Here is a 15,862-nt window from a genome sequence, read left to right as displayed (position 1 = left end):
CTGAGGATGCGAAAATGGGTGCCCGGACATGGACGTCCGGGCAAGCCTGAGGTAAACACGATGTTTACTCGAAGGCGGCCCATTTTCGCCCGAAGCGAGCGATTAGCGCTGTCCACTGCGGAGAGAGGAGTCGTGAGGGATTATTAAAACCCGAATATAGGTAGTTTCTCGACAGCCTGCAGCCCGGAATTTTTCTAAATTCCGGGCTTGTGCTATAATTTGGTATATGAATGAACCGGGGGGACATAATGGATTCTTATATCTTTGAAGTAGAAATGGATAGGGCCAAAACCAGATTGGATATTTTTATAACAGCTAAGTGTCCGGAGCTTAGCCGTAGTTATGTACAGAAGCTGATAGAAGAAGAGCTTGTTAGGGTAAATAACCAACCTGCTAAAGCTAATCATAAGCTAAGGGCAGGGGAAGTTGTGACGGTGGAGGTACCGGAAGCTGAAGAACTGAAAGTGGAACCGGAGAATATCCCCCTTGATATTTACTATGAAGATAGGGATTTAATTGTAGTCAACAAGCCCAGGGGGATGGTTGTGCATCCTGCCGAAGGGAATACCTCAGGCACCCTGGTAAATGCATTGCTGCATCATTGCCGGGACCTTTCCGGGATAAACGGTGTACTTAGGCCCGGAATTGTTCATCGTTTAGATAAAGACACCTCCGGATTAATTATGGCAGCTAAGAATGACCTGGCCCATAACTCACTGGCCCAGCAGCTCAAGGATCGAACAGTGGCCAGAAGATACCTGGCCTTAGTCCACAATGTTATTAAAGAAAATCAGGGTAAGATTGATGCCCCCATAGGTAGAGACCCTAAGGACAGGCAGAAAATGGCGGTTACCCAACGCAATTCAAAACCAGCCATTACAAACTATATTATTTTAGAAAGATTCCCTAAATACACTTTGGTGGAATGCCGCCTGGAAACAGGAAGAACACATCAGATTAGGGTGCATATGGCTTATCTTGGTTATCCGGTAGTTGGAGACCCAAAATACGGGCCAACAAAAGTCCATTTTAACTTGGACGGACAACTTCTCCATGCAGGAATATTAGGATTTACACATCCTACAACCAGAGAATACCGTGAATTTAATGCACCTCCACCTGAAATCTTTAAAAGAGTTTTAGAGGAGCTTAGGGTTGGACTGGTCAATTGTATTTCCCCTTAAGTCGGGAGATAACATCTTAAACCCTCCTATTGAATAAAGGTATTTACGGGGAATGACGGATTTTAGCAATGAAGCCGTAGTTCCCCTCAGTTTAATGGATTTTATCTCACCGACTCCCTTTTTGCGTCCGATGGAAATTATTGTGCCCAGGGAGGAGGGGTGATATATCCTTTTTTCTTTTCCAAATAAATCGGCATAAATATTGTTAGCTACCAATTCACCCTGTTGCAAGGCAGCCTGTGCAGTGGGCAGCACCGGTTTTCCTGAAGTAGGATTAACGGCAAGGGCGTTGTCACCCACAAGATAAACAAAGGGATCTTCTATATATTGTAAATATTGATTTACAGGGACCCGACCCTTTGAATCGGTTTTTAGGGAAGAGCGAGCTAGAATATTGTTTCCCCTAACCCCACCTGCCCAAATAAGCATTGAGTAGTTTAGAGAGCGACCGGATGCAAGGGCTATGGCAGTTTTAGAAACTTCTTTAATAAAATCTCCAGTAATAACCTCTACACCCGATTCCTCGAGAGCACTCAAACTATATGCGGATATATCTTCCGGGGAACCGGGCAGTAATTCCTTTGAGCCTTCCACCATAATTATTTTATAATCCCTGGGTATAAGGCCAGATTGTTTACTCATATGTCTCAAATGATAGGATAATTCGCCGGCAAATTCTACCCCCGTCAGTCCACCTCCACCTATTACAAAGGTCAGTGGCTCCTTATTACCTTCTAATGTATTCTTAGTATAGTCTGCTATTAATCTATCTATCTGCCGACGTATTTCCAGAGAAGAATACAAGCTGCGCAGACACATGCTATTTTCCTTTAAACCTGGAATGTCATAATACTCCGGTTCACTGCCTAGTGCTATAACCAGGTACTTAAAGGGAATTATCCTCGTGCCGTTATCAATAACAATATGTCTTTGCTCCAGGCTGATATCGTCCACCCAGCCCTTAATGAAGGTAATCCCCTTACCTTCTAAAACCCTCTCTATGGGTACCATTAGATCCTCAGCCTTACTGGTTCCAGTGGCAGTCTCATGTAATTGAGTCATTAGCATATGGTAGTTGTGTTTATTAATCAGAACAATACTAACTTCCTTATGCTGAGATATAAGCTCTGATAATTTTAATGTGGTCCTCAGGCCACCATAGCCAGCACCTAATATTACTATATAATGCAATGTTAAGCCTCCCCAGGGTAAATTATGTTTGGTTAATATTTTGCGCAATCTTGCCAATATTATTGGCGGGAGTGGGTTTTTATTGATTTGGCAACAATATAGCCAGGGAGGGAATCAAATTATGAATGAGATTAATCAAAGTAAAATAACTCTGCAGGATCGTATTGATCAACTGGCAGCTAATATGGAAAAGATGAAATTGGCTGAATACGTGGAGTTGTTGGGAAATACCAAACGTTTACTGTGGGTTAATTTTATATCTGGGATAGCCAGAGGTGTAGGTATTGCCGTTGGCTTTACAATTCTTGGGGCGATTCTTCTGTATTTTCTTCAGAAGTTGGTGGTGCTTAACCTACCGATAATTGGCGATTTTATTGCTCAAGTAGTACAAATGGTTCAAATCAAGATGTATTAAATTTACATAAACCAGTGTACTATCTCTAAAAATAGAGCTGCCACACCTGCAGCCATCAGAGGACCTACAGGCTGTCCATTAAAAAAGATAATGCCAATAACCGAGCCTACAATCAATCCAAAAATAATACCTGGATCTATTTGCATTAGCTTCAAGCCTTCACTATTTAAATGAGTAGCTAAGGCACCACCAATAATGGCAAAAATACCTGGTAGAGAGGTAATGTTATAAAGTAGGTCACGATTGCTAATTTTATCTGTCGCTACCGGAACTAAAATAGAGAGCAGGAGAAAGAGCAATCCAAGCTCAAGGCCATGGGTTTCTAAATAAGGAAAGATAAAGTCCAGCTTGCTAAACTGCAATATAAGCAAAATACAGGAACAAATTGAAATCAAATTGGAGCGGGCGGCAAGTCCAATAAGTAATAGCAGGATCATGGTAGTTTCCCCGGAGTGCATAGGTCTAGCTCCTTTACATAACCTTTTTCGTACATTATATGCAAATAGTGGAAGAACTAGCACGGGACAACCTTTCCATAATATTTACCCCAGATAATTAAAAGCCCCTAATTAATGGGGGCTTTTAATTATCTGGGACCTATCTTTAAATTTTCTTGTCACATGTGTAAATACCCGGACAAGTCCCGGGTCAAACTGGGTACCTGAACAGCGCTTAAGCTCTGCCACTGCTGCTTCCTGGGACATGGGGTTCCGATATGGACGAATGGTTGTCATGGCATCGTAGGCATCGGCTATGGATAAAATGCGGCATTCAGGGGGAATATCTTCACCCCTAAGGCCCAGGGGGAACCCTTTACCATTCCACCACTCGTGATGCTTTAATATCCAATCGGCAATGGGGGCAAGGTCTGGGGAGGACTTGGCAATACGATGGCCAATTTCGCAATGACGTTTCATTTCATTAGATTCCTCAGGTGTTAACGGGCCAGGCTTAAACAGAATTTTATCAGGTATACCAACCTTGCCAATGTCATGAAAATGGGCCAGCAATTGAAGATAAGCAAGCCTGTCATCTGATAGGCCTATATCCTCTGCCACGAAGGTCACAAGCTCATAAAGCCTATCAGCATGACCATCTGTAATAAAATCTCTTACCGCCAGCGCCTTCATAAGTGTTTGGACTATGGCCTTACGGGCTTCCTGTCCCCGTTCAATTTTTTCCCGATACATATTGTTGTCTGCTTCTTTAAATAGCTCTCCCATTACTGTCTGAGGGTTTGAACTAACAGCATAGCCCAGGGAAATGCTCATCAATATTTTAGGTTCTTTTTCATTATAGGCTGCGATAGCCCTGCGAATTCTTTGGCAACCACTTTCAACTGCCTGATAATCACAATTGGGTAGAAGGATGGCAAATTCATCCCCACCTATTCGAGCTACCATGTCCTCATCCCGGAAGGAATCCCTTAAAACGCTGGCAGCGGCCATGAGCAAGGTATCTCCTGCATCGTGGCCTAAGGTGTCATTAACTAGTTTTAAACCATTAACATCAGCAACTATTATGCCCACGGGCAGGAATCGACCACCCTCAATGCGGCACATTTCCTGCTCGAAATAGGTGCGGTTATAAAGGCTGGTCAAGGCATCATGAAGGCTTAAATACTTAAGCTGCTCCTCTGCTTTTTTTCGCTCAGTAATGTCACTGAGAACAATTATGAAACAGTGGCCTTCCTGAAAACTCATTTTCTCTGCAGATAGCAGAGCTACACGTTTATCACCACTTTTAGTGCTTATTACTATTTCTTTTTCCCGGAGTGAACCTTCCCGCTCTAAGTGTTCTTTAACAAAGGTATAGTCCTGCATAGTATCGTATATCTTTAATTCCTTCGCATATAAGCCTGAAATGTCAATACTGTTATAACCTATTAGGCTTAGGAAACTATCATTAACGTCCATAAATTTACCCTGTTCCGATAGCATGGCCATAGGACAAGGGCTGGCGTTGAAAGCTTTGGAAAAACGTTCTTCAGCTAAATGCAAAGACGCTTCAAAAGTATGGGATAAAACCCTGGCTGTATTTATTATCGAGGAGTGCCGCACAGTATGTTCCAGACTGATCATTTTACGGTCAGAAATATCAATGATTTGTCCTAAAATAGCCAACTCGCCTTTATATTTAACCTGAGAAAAGTGTCCTTGTACTAAGATAATTTTATTATGGCAGGTGACAATTCGAAATTCACATATAAGGGACTTTTCAAAAACCTTAAAGCTGAGGAGTTGGGGGATAATTAGTAATCTATCATCCTTATGTACTAATTTTAAAAAAGGCAAATCCACCAGATCACTGGAGGAATACCCTGTAGCCATAATCATTTTGCTATTGCCTAACCGTATAAAACCCTCCTGCAAAATAAAGAAGGGTAAGGGGGAATTATCAAAAATTTTTTTCCAATGGAGTTCAATCATATTTAAAATCCTACCCCATCATCAAATATTTAGCCATATTTTACCACATCACGGTCAAAGAAAATATATTTTATGATGAATTTACTAGATTTTTGCAATTATTTTTGTAAAAAAAGACATGATTAAGAAATTATGTCAGTTTAAATTATTTTTTAATAATATATTACAGAAATATAATCACTTATGCTTAAATTAATACCAGTTGTTTGACAAGCTGTGGGAATATGAGATATTCTAAAAATATTATCTTATAAGATATAAAACCCCTGTATCATACAGGGGTTCATTGTTGATTAAGATAATTAGATTATGGGAATATTGTCTTTGGCGGTGAAAACATGAATTATCACATGAACGATGACCAATTGCTTTTACTGGTGATTAAGAATTTAAAGGAAATAAAAAAAGATGGGCTACGACATATCATTGAGGAACTTCAACCCTATGATATAGCCCAGCTATATTTAGATCTTCCGGAAAAGCACCGCCACAAATTTTTATTATCCCTAAATTCAAGGGATATAGCTATGCTGCTCCAAGAACTGGAAAGTGATGTACAATTAGATATATTACATAAACTTGGCGTAGAGAAGTCTTCCCAAGTTATGGATATCATGCAGACCGACGATTTGGCAGACCTGCTGGGCGAACTTTCAGTGGAGAAAATTGAAGGGTTCCTGGCCATGATGAAAAAAGAGGAATCCCAGACCGTTCAGGATTTTATGAGGTATGCCCCGGATACTGCCGGTGGTATCATGACCAACAGGTACGTTTGGATTCGCCTTTACTATACGGTTGCCCAGGCAATTGAAAAGCTTAAGTCCTTTGCCAATATGGCAGAGACCATATACTACCTTTACGTATTGGATGAAGGAGGTAAACTTGTTGGGGTAGTTTCCTATAGGGATCTGCTCCTGGCCAATCATCAGGATAAAGTCAGTGAGATAATGTTCAATAGGGTTATTTCTGTTCAGGTTGATATGGACCAAGAAGAAGTGGCCCGCCTTATCCAAAGGTATGATTTTATTGCCATACCCGTTGTCAATGAAGAAAATAACTTAGTCGGTATTGTTACCGTTGATGATGTAATTGATGTGGTTATGGAGGAAGCTAATGAGGATATTGAGAAGTTCTCCGCCTCGGGTCACTCCATCGATTTTCAAACCAGTGCCTTTACTGCTTCCTTTCGAAGACTACCCTGGCTTATCCTACTGCTGTTTATTGGCCTAATATCCGGCAGTATCATTAGTGGCTTTGAGGATACCCTGGCCCAGGTGGTATCCCTGGCTTTTTTCATGCCCATGATTGCTGGAATGACCGGAAATACAGGTACACAATCACTGGCCGTGGTTATTAGGGGCCTGGTGGTGAATGATATTGACCGTAAAACCACCTTCAAACTGGTCCTTAGGGAACTGGGTGTTGGATGTATCATTGGGGTTGTCTGTGGCGCATTGATTTCAATCATTGCTTATCTCTGGCAGGGAGATCCTGTTTTAGGATTGGTTGTGGGCAGTTCATTATTTTTAACCCTAATCATTGGCACCTTGGCCGGGACAATAATACCTTTAATATTATATAGATTTAATGTGGATCCAGCAGTAGCCTCGGGTCCGCTAATCACTACCTTAAATGATGTATTTTCCTTGACCGTTTACTTTACCCTGGCAACTATTTTTATTACAAGACTAATGTAGCTTGACCCGAAAACAATATTATGAAATAAACCCTTTGCTAAATGATATGTTCCCCGGTCTACCCGATAGGGAGCGTTCAAAACATAAAGGGTTTATTTTTTATCTAAAATTTGCCAAAAATGGGCAGGAGAATAAAAGAAATGAAGAGAAAGAAGTAATATTATCAAATAATAAACAAACTAGGGGCAATATTATGAAACTTAGAACGAAATTATTTATCGGATTTGGTTCACTTTTTTTAGTAACATTTGTTCTATCCGTGCTGTATATATCCATACTGCAAGGTCTAAATAAAAATATAGACGAGGTAGTTAAGGATAGATACCAAAAGGTCAAATTGGCCGATACACTCCGCTATGAAGTAAGTAATATTAATAGTATTTTAAAAGAAATTACATTAGAGCTTGATAGTGAAAGGAATAAAGAGAATTATGCACAAATAGAAAAATCTCGTAAAATTGCCATAGCGGCCCTCAATGAATTAGATGAGCTAGAACTTGCCCCACATATGAGGGAGCTAGTAATTCAAGTAAAGGAATTATTCACTGCCTATAATCGTATTGAGGCAAATATTATTGAATTGTCCGGGAATGGCAGAAGAGAAGAAGCTACAGGTCTGCTGCTTAATGAGGGTAGGACTGTGAGGCTAGTTCTTTTTGGGGCCATAGAAGATCTTATATCCTATCAGGAAACCACCATGGATGAAATAGTATTAAATTCGGAGCAAGAATACCATAAGGCTAGAAATATTACCATATCCTTTGCCCTTGGCGGGTTCTTCCTTGGTGCCTTGATAGTCGGCTGGATTATAACGAATATATACGGAAGAATTACAAAGATTACTTCTGCCTTATCTCAAATGCCATTAACTGCTTCAGATGATAAAATGCCAAAAATTAATATTTCTTCCCGGGATGAATTTGGGGAGATAGCCCTGGCGTTTAATCAAATGTCAGCTAGTCTTGAGGAGCATAGCAAACAAGAAAAGGCCTACCTGGAAGCTATGCAGGAGCATAGCTTGTTAAAGACCAGAATGGCAGAAATTAGCAACCTCCAGCAGGGTGTCCTTAATCTAAAGGACTTGGCCCAGATACTAATCAATAAAATTACTCCATCAGTGGGTGCAAGTCATGGCATTTTTTACTTGCTGGAAGGAGAAGGAGACCAGAGGGTACTTAAGGAACTTGCTGCTTATGCTGCCGAGAGGCTGGAGGATGGACCGAGAAGGTTTCAAATAGGCGAAGGGCTAGTGGGTCAATGTGCTGTAGAAAGTAAGATTATTCATCTAACTAGGGTTACAGATAAACATATACAGATTACTACTGGAATAGTCAAATTAGCTCCCAAGAGCCTAATCCTTGTACCAGTGAAGTTTGAAAATCAGGTATTGGCGGTAATTGAACTAGCCTCCCTTGAGAATTTTAGCCAATTGCAACAAAACCTGCTTCACGAATTGGCAAACATCATTGGTGTAACTATTAACAGGGTAGCAGGACATATGCAGGTACAAAGATTGCTGAAGGAATCCCAGGAATTAACCGAGGAATTACAAATACAATCAGAAGAATTACAGCTACAGCAGGAGGAATTAAAGACCTTCAATGAAAAATTAGAGGAGCAATACCGGGAATCTGAGCAGAGGACAAAGGAATTGGAAAAAATAAAGGCTGACCTTGAGGACAAGGCTTATCAGTTAGAGCAGGCTTCTAGGTATAAATCGGAGTTTTTAGCCAATATGTCCCATGAGCTCAGGACTCCGTTGAATAGTATGTTAATACTTTCACAGCTCTTGGCCGAAAATCAGCAGGGCAACTTAACAGAAAAACAAATGGAATATGCCAGAACCATTATTACCTCCGGCAATGATCTACTTCAACTAATCAATGAGGTCCTTGATTTAGCAAAGATCGAATCAGGTAAGATGGATATTAACCAAGGGAGAATTAGATTAATTGATATAAAAGACTTTGCTGAGCGTCATTTTATTCCGGTTGCTAACAAAAAAAGACTCAACTTTGAGACTATAATAGACCACAGCTTGCCTGAGATTGTTTACACCGATGAACACAGATTAGAACAAATACTATTTAATCTCTTGTCCAATGCATTTAAGTTCACCGAGAAGGGCAGTGTTGTACTAACAATAAGATTAGCAGATGAAAAGTTACGATTAAACACTACATTGGAAGCAGAGCAATTCATGATAGCAATTTCTGTAACCGATACCGGTATCGGAATTCCCCCTGAAAAACAAGAGCTTATCTTTGAGGCCTTTTGTCAGGCCGATGGGACAACTAGTCGGAAGTATGGCGGTACCGGACTTGGCTTATCCATCAGCAGGGAATTGGCAGGGCTTCTAGGTGGGTTTATAGATGTTAAGTCTAACGAAGAGGGAAGCACCTTTACCCTGTATCTGCCGGTCCATTCGCAGGATTCAGGCCCGGATATTATTGAAAATGAATCCCAGGAACTGGTTAAGCCTGTAGAACAAAGCCAGGCCTTTCTTAAAGGGAAGAAAATCCTGATAGTGGATGATGATGTAAGGAATATTTTTGCTGTAACCACTGCATTGGAAAATCACCAGGTGGAGGTATATTTTGCCGAAAATGGCAGGGAAGGCCTGGACATGTTGGAGCTAAACCCTGATATTGACCTTATATTAATGGATATCATGATGCCCAATATGGATGGCTATGAAGCCATAAAGGCTATCAGGAATAAGCCTGAGTATGATAAATTGCCAATTATAGCTCTAACAGCAAAAACCATGAAAGCGGATCGTGAACAATGCTTTAGTGCAGGTGCCTCAGATTATATTACTAAGCCCATAAATACCGAACAACTTATGTCAATGCTTAGGGTTTGGCTATATAGGATGGTGTAGAAAATAAAAGAATCCCAAGAACAACAAACCGAGCAATTAGAGAATATCGAAATTGAGCTACTTTTGGAGGGCATATTTCGCCACTATGGCTATGATTTCAGAAACTATGTATTTTCTTCTATAAGGCGTAGAATTTTACACCGCATGCGGGAAGAACGCCTGCAAAGTATATCAGCTTTGCAGGCCCTGGTTCTGCATAACAAAAAATCAATGTCAAAGCTATTAGGTGATTTGTCCATTACCGTCACAGAGATGTTTCGTGATCCAAGCTTTTTTCTGACCTTTAGAAAAAACGTAGTGCCTCTTTTACGAAGATATCCCTTTATCCGTATTTGGCATGCAGGTTGTGCCACCGGTGAGGAGGTATTCTCTATGGCCATTCTTTTGTATGAGGAGAACCTTTACCATAAGACTACCATTTATGCCACCGATATAAATGAAGTTGCCTTAAAGGGAGCAAGTAGAGGGGTATTTCCCATAGATAAAATGCAAACCTATACCGCCAATTATCTTAAGGCTGGAGGAAGCAGATCCTTCTCTGAATATTATCGAGCTGAAGGAAGTGAAGTAATTTTCCATCCCTTTTTATCGGAAAGGGTTGTCTTTTCGCGCCATAATCTAGTAACTGACGGGTCCATAAACGAATTTAATGTAATAATCTGTCGCAATGTACTCATTTATTTTGATAAAACCCTACAGAACCGGGTCCATAAGCTGTTTTATGAAAGTTTAGGTGAGGAAGGGATCCTAGGACTTGGCAATAAAGAGAGTATTAGGTTTTCTGACCATCAAAACAGTTACGTGGAAATGGGTTCTAAGGATAAACTATATATCAAAAAAGGATAGGAATATGAAGAGTAGTGAAATAATCAACATTCTAATGGTAGATGACCGCCCCGAAAATTTATTGGCCTTGGAAGCGGTACTCTCGTCACCTGATTATAATTTAATAAAGGCCTACTCTGGGGAAGAGGCCTTAAAATGGGTTTTAAAGGAAGACGTGGCAGTTATTTTGCTGGATGTTCAAATGCCGGGTATAAATGGCTTTGAAACGGCCCAATTGATTAGGCAGAGGGAAAAATCACGACATATTCCTATAATCTTTATTACCGCCATTAGCCAGGCCTCTGAACATGTGCTTCAAGGATATTCTTTAGGTGCCATAGATTATATTTTTAAACCCTTTAATCATAAGACTTTGCAGCTAAAAATAGAGGGTTTTGTTAAGATTCACCAAAATTTAAGGGAAGAGATTAGACAGAGGAAAATAATTGCTGATCAATTAAGAAAATCCTCCCGGCAAATCACCAGTATTTTGGAGAGTATAACCGACGCCTTCTTTGCTGTGGATAAAGAGTGGAAGTTTACCTATATAAATAAAGAAGCCGAAAGGCAACTGGGTAAAAGTAAAGGACAGCTAATTGGTAAAAGTATCTGGACTGAATATGCTAATCCGCCGGAGCAAATGACCAGGGCCTTTACCCGGGCTATGGAGGAGCAGGTTCAGGTACAATTTGAGGTTTTTACCCAGGAACGGTGGAGGGATTTTCATATATATCCCTGGGAGGCAGGACTTTCGGTTTATTTAAAGGATATTACTAATCGTAAACAGATGGAGCAGGATATTGCCAGATTGGATAGGCTAAACCTTATTGGAGAGATGGCTGCCGGCATAAGCCATGAGGTCAGAAATCCGATGACAACCGTCAGGGGCTTTTTACAAATGCTATCTGAAAAGAATGGCTGTATTCAATATGAAGAATATTTTAAGATAATGATAGAAGAATTGGATAGAGCTAACTCCATAATTACCGAATTTTTATCAATAAGTAAAGTGAAATCAAAAGAGTTAGTAATGCAAAGCTTAAATCCCATTATTGAAGCACTATATCCCTTAATCCAGGCGGATGCCGTTGGTAGTGATAAGTATGTAAAAATAGAACTGGGAGTAATACCGGATTTAATGCTTGATGATAAAGAAATTCGTCAGGTCATTTTAAATTTAGCCCGGAATGGTTTAGATTCCATGGGTGAGGGAGGCTACTTGACAATTAAAACCTATCATGACGAAAATGAGGTTATCCTATCTGTAAGGGATCAGGGTAAGGGTATTAGCGAAGATATTCTGGAAAAGCTTGGTACTCCATTTTTTACAACTAAGGCAGAGGGAACCGGCTTGGGACTGGCTACCTGTTTCGGAATTGCGGCCAGGCACAATGCGGTAATTACCTTGGAAACTAGTCCTAGGGGCACAAACTTCCTTTTTAGATTTAATAATCCTGCAGGGATATAAATAAAAAACCCCTTGATGTTATACACCAAAGAGTTAATCATTAAATTATTATGCTACTTATATCTCCGGAGGACTGATTTAAGGGTGTCTGCTCTTAATCCAACACGGAGTGCTTCGAGGGCAAGGACCTCATGGGGGTTTATATTTACAATACTAACATCAGGGCCGAAACGAATAATTAGCTCCTGCTGCTGATCTTTAATGGGAGCTTCCCAGATTAGTTTGGATGGGTCGGTCACACTGTGGACTAACTCTTCAAGGTCAGATAGGATTATATTTCCTTGGTTGTCGTATAAGCCCACACCCTTACCGGACTCACGCCCTTCAACAATGACGTAGGATGCACCGTTAGACAGATCATCACTAACTAACTTAACAATATCTTTAATTTCAAAGTCATCGTGGGGATCCTTTTTCCCTACCTCCGTTAAAACGGTAAAGCCCATCTCGACAGCACGGGTAACAGCTTCTGCCCGGATTTTTGGGTTCAGATCCATGGTGCCATCGGAAACCTCAATAGCAGTAAATCCAAAGTCCCTAGCCATTGCCAAATATTCCCTTAGCTTGTCCTGTAATATTGCTACTTCTAAAAAAGTGCCTCCTGGATAGATCTCAACCCCATGGGAGGTTACCAAATTAATTTTTTCCTCAAGGACATGATTGTAATATAGTGCAGAAGTGCCAAAGCCCAGCTTAAAGAAGTCAATATAGTCTCCAGCTAGATTTAGCAAATCCCTGGTTTCACCCAGTCCCAAGCCCTTATCAATAACCATTGTTAACCCCTTTGTCCTTGGCTTTTCACATCTGGTTCCCATGGGGAAACTAAGGATTTCCTGCCACGTCTTTTTGAGCCCATCCTTGTTCATGCTGACAACTCCTTTCACGGTCCCGCTTAATAACGGGTCCGTCACAAACACCTCCCCTTTATCCCCCGTGATGAGATTAATTCGGTCATGACTTAAAATATGCATTTGATAAAACTGGGGTTACTCCTTTTGTTCATCACCATTATTTACCTGTCCAACCGTATTTAACCTATCCTCTTTTGGCATTGGCTTACGGGCCACCATACTAACATTATTTAAAGGGCGCCAGGCCAATGTATTATACATAAAAGTTGGCTGAGTTGCTGGCTCTAGAGTTATTTTTTCAGGCTTATGAGAATGTTGTCCCTTTGCTGCTGTTCCAGGGGGAGACTCTTTTATGGCTTTAACTTTTATGAAAAGGAATGCAGCTACGGCAGCCACCGCTGCCAACCCGGCTGATGCCCAAAACATTACATCAGGGCCAATGCCCACCAACCATCCAAAGAGAGGAGGGCCTGCAGCTACACCCAGAAATCTGACACTACCATATAGTGAAGTAACCAAACCTCTCTCGTCCTTTTCAGCAGAGCCGGTTATTAGGGTATTTAAACAAGGTAAAACTAAACCCGTACCCACTCCCGCTGCTGAAATACCGGCAAAGAAGGCATAGACATTATTAAAGAGAGGTAGGGTTACCAGAGAAGCCCCAATAATAACATGGCCAATTACCACCAGCCACTTCATTAAATTTATTTTTTTCTTAATAAGTGCACCGGTAAGATAGGAAGTAGTACTCATAAATAAAACTGGAATCGCTAAGGCTGCTCCTTTAATTACGCCATCAAGGCCGTACCTTTTTTCCAGAAAGTCTGAAAGGTAAAACAATACACCAAATAAAATCAGCAGGGCAGCAGAACCGGCAAAGAAGCTTGATAAAAGCAAAGGAGATTTCTTTTTAAATATCTTTTTAATGGAACCTATATATTCTTTAACTTTTTTAGGCTCTTTCTTGGCTTCAGGTTCCTTTGTTAAAAACCAAACCGCCAAAATAACAAAGGCTATTACAATGGGAAAGAAAAAGAAAATAGCCCACCAGGCAATTAGTCCCACAACAGCACCAAGGATAGGGCTTGTCACCTTACCCATTCCATTTGAGGCTTCAATGACCCCAAGGGATTTAGCCCTTTCTTTTCCCGCCCATAAATCCCCGCAAAAGGCCATGGCAATGGGGGCTGTGCCAGCTGCACCAATACCTTGAAGAACCCGACCTCCTAGGATCCAAGGATAAGCGTTTTCCCTAAAGATTAGAGCAGCTGCTCCAGCTAGGAGACCACCTAGGGCATAAAGAAACAGAGCTGGAATGATTACCTTTTTTCTACCGAATCGATCCGATAAAAAGCCGGCCAAAGGAATAACTAAACCTGCAGGAACAGAGAACATGGTTATAATAAGACTTATTTCCATTTGTGAAACCCTTAGTGCTGTTGCCATTTCGGGAAGTACCGGGATTAACATGGAGTTTCCCAAGACCATTATTAGCGGTACACCGGCCAGGGCTGCAAGTGTAAAGCCATTGGCATTATTTCCTTTGTTATTACCACCTGCTGCAGCGGCTTGTGACATTATAACCACGTCCTTTGGTTTACTTTAAATAAAAGGCACAATGTATTTTGTCTCTTTAACAGGCACTATATGCATTAGTCTTGTCTAACCAGCATACTTTTTAAAGTATAACGAAAGCGGGGGGATAACATGTTTTTTATTACTGATAGAATTGTTTTTGCCATGGCCATGCTTCGTTGCCTATCTGCAACCATTGAATTTTCTGCAGCAATGCTAATGTTGAAATTTGGCAGAGTGGAATCTGCATTAAAAATTAACGCTGTTTTAGCCATGGTTGGACCCACGGTAATGGTTTTGGTAACAACCTTAGGTTTAGTTGGGTTGGCCGGAAAGGTATCCATTTCAAAAATGGCTATCATATTTTCTGGCGTACTACTTATTTTTTATGGAATAAACAAGTCCTAGTAATACTGATAAGCACGAACAAATTTGCCTTGACACTCGCCCAAATGAGATGGTAGACTTATACAGATAAAACCTTTAATTGGGTCCCGAGAGGCCGGTAAGGAAACATAGAATTAATCATTTAGGGTTAAACTATGCCTGCTTACCGAATAGGGTAAGCATTTTTAGTATGTATTGTTATTTTTGGAGGTGGGTTAATGAACGAGAAGGATCTAAAAGAAAAAGCCCAGATACTTGATGACAAGGGTATGAGAAGAGCCATGGTTCGGATCGCCCATGAGATAATTGAGCGCAATAAGGGCGTCGAAAACTTAGCCTTAATTGGTGTTAGACGTAGGGGCGTTCCCTTAGCCCAGCGCTTGGCAAAATACATTAATGAAATTGAAGGCACTACAGTACCTGTTGGTATTCTTGATATTACCCTGTATCGTGATGACCTGACCACCCTGGCTAACCAGCCTCAAGTTCACCAAACAGAAGTTACCTTTTCTGTCACTGACAAAAAATTAGTTTTAATAGATGATGTTTTGTACACTGGTCGTACTGTTAGGGCTGCCTTGGATGCAATTATGGATTTAGGCAGACCTGAGGTGGTACAACTGGCAGTTTTAATAGACCGTGGTCACAGGGAGATACCAATCCGGGCAGATTATGTTGGTAAGAATGTTCCTACCTCCCGTAAAGAAGTTATCTCTGTTAGGTTATCGGAGATAGATAATGAAGAGCGGGTAATAATTTTAGAGGGGAATTAAATATGGGTTCCTGAATGATACCTTTAAAATCGGTCCTGTGAGGCCGGCAAGGTAATCCCGATAAAAAGGGATTCAGGCAAAGAAGGGCTTATGGTTAATTTTTAAGCCTTGCCAGACTGCCGGCCTCAGTGGGGTATTATTACCTTGCTGGGGCTATATTTTTTGTGACTAGTAATAATGGAA

General features: G+C 40.9%; 13 protein-coding genes. 8 read left to right on the top strand and 5 right to left on the bottom strand.

The genetic code is table 11. The features are described from left to right. The first annotated feature begins 248 nt into the window (after nt 1-248). The gene (locus P6N53_RS03190; RefSeq protein ID WP_304541127.1) at nt 249-1,184 is read left to right on the top strand and encodes an RluA family pseudouridine synthase; all 936 of its coding nucleotides are present in this window, start codon (nt 249-251) and stop codon (nt 1,182-1,184) included. Here P6N53_RS03190 and P6N53_RS03185 read toward each other — a convergent pair. After that, a complete protein-coding gene (locus P6N53_RS03185) occupies nt 1,140-2,375 on the bottom strand; it encodes an NAD(P)/FAD-dependent oxidoreductase (protein ID WP_304541126.1) in 1,236 nt (411 codons plus the stop codon). The two genes, P6N53_RS03190 and P6N53_RS03185, sit on opposite strands and share 45 nt — an antisense overlap. Nucleotides 2,376-2,496: 121 nt before the next feature. Between P6N53_RS03185 and P6N53_RS03180 the strand changes: the two genes are divergently transcribed. Continuing rightward, on the top strand, nt 2,497-2,790 hold the full coding sequence (locus tag P6N53_RS03180; RefSeq protein WP_304541125.1) for a DUF5665 domain-containing protein: 294 nt from the start codon (nt 2,497-2,499) through the stop codon (nt 2,788-2,790). Between the two features lie 2 nt (nt 2,791-2,792). Here P6N53_RS03180 and P6N53_RS03175 read toward each other — a convergent pair whose 3' ends face one another. Together P6N53_RS03175 and P6N53_RS03170 are read right to left on the bottom strand one after the other, a co-directional pair. Beyond that, on the bottom strand, nt 2,793-3,248 hold the full coding sequence (locus P6N53_RS03175) for a DUF441 domain-containing protein (RefSeq protein ID WP_304541124.1): 456 nt from the start codon (nt 3,246-3,248) through the stop codon (nt 2,793-2,795). Between the two features lie 111 nt (nt 3,249-3,359). Then, nucleotides 3,360-5,219, bottom strand: a complete 1,860-nt coding sequence (locus tag P6N53_RS03170; RefSeq protein ID WP_304541122.1) for a diguanylate cyclase domain-containing protein — start codon at nt 5,217-5,219, stop codon at nt 3,360-3,362. Nucleotides 5,220-5,557: 338 nt separating this feature from the next. On the opposite strand from P6N53_RS03170, the gene mgtE reads away from it, so the two are divergent. The 4 genes from mgtE to P6N53_RS03150 all read left to right on the top strand — a co-directional run bounded on the left by mgtE (nt 5,558) and on the right by P6N53_RS03150 (nt 12,093). Next, entirely contained in the window at nt 5,558-6,916 is a 1,359-nt protein-coding gene (mgtE, locus tag P6N53_RS03165; protein ID WP_304541120.1) for a magnesium transporter, read from the top strand. Between the two features lie 193 nt (nt 6,917-7,109). After that, nucleotides 7,110-9,800, top strand: a complete 2,691-nt coding sequence (locus P6N53_RS03160) for a response regulator (protein WP_304541119.1) — start codon at nt 7,110-7,112, stop codon at nt 9,798-9,800. Nucleotides 9,801-9,803: 3 nt separating this feature from the next. Beyond that, nucleotides 9,804-10,646 carry a CheR family methyltransferase gene (locus P6N53_RS03155; RefSeq protein WP_304541135.1) on the top strand — a complete coding sequence of 281 codons (843 nt, stop codon included), beginning with the start codon at nt 9,804-9,806 and terminating at the stop codon, nt 10,644-10,646. Between the two features lie 4 nt (nt 10,647-10,650). Further along, nucleotides 10,651-12,093: an ATP-binding response regulator gene (locus tag P6N53_RS03150; RefSeq protein WP_304541117.1), complete on the top strand. Its 1,443-nt coding sequence runs from the start codon at nt 10,651-10,653 to the stop codon at nt 12,091-12,093. Between the two features lie 53 nt (nt 12,094-12,146). Here P6N53_RS03150 and comA read toward each other — a convergent pair whose 3' ends face one another. Both comA and P6N53_RS03140 read right to left on the bottom strand, forming a co-directional pair. Further along, the gene (gene comA / locus P6N53_RS03145) at nt 12,147-12,959 is read right to left on the bottom strand and encodes a phosphosulfolactate synthase (protein WP_304541115.1); all 813 of its coding nucleotides are present in this window, start codon (nt 12,957-12,959) and stop codon (nt 12,147-12,149) included. A gap of 120 nt (nt 12,960-13,079) precedes the next feature. Further along, nucleotides 13,080-14,522 (bottom strand): MFS transporter, encoded by a 1,443-nt coding sequence (locus P6N53_RS03140; RefSeq protein ID WP_304541113.1) that lies wholly within the window; start codon nt 14,520-14,522, stop codon nt 13,080-13,082. Between the two features lie 129 nt (nt 14,523-14,651). Here P6N53_RS03140 and P6N53_RS03135 point away from each other — a divergent pair, with 129 nt between their 5' ends. Further along, the gene (locus tag P6N53_RS03135; protein ID WP_304541111.1) at nt 14,652-14,927 is read left to right on the top strand and encodes a YqhV family protein; all 276 of its coding nucleotides are present in this window, start codon (nt 14,652-14,654) and stop codon (nt 14,925-14,927) included. A 197-nt stretch (nt 14,928-15,124) separates the two neighbouring features. Continuing rightward, the gene (gene pyrR / locus P6N53_RS03130) at nt 15,125-15,679 is read left to right on the top strand and encodes a bifunctional pyr operon transcriptional regulator/uracil phosphoribosyltransferase PyrR (protein ID WP_304541109.1); all 555 of its coding nucleotides are present in this window, start codon (nt 15,125-15,127) and stop codon (nt 15,677-15,679) included. Nucleotides 15,680-15,862 lie beyond the last annotated feature (183 nt).

Source organism: Desulforamulus aquiferis, assembly GCF_030577015.1.
Lineage (GTDB): Bacteria > Bacillota > Desulfotomaculia > Desulfotomaculales > Desulfotomaculaceae > Desulfotomaculum > Desulfotomaculum aquiferis.
Note: the sequence above shows the minus strand (reverse complement) of the source record. Positions and strands in the feature narration are given on the sequence as shown.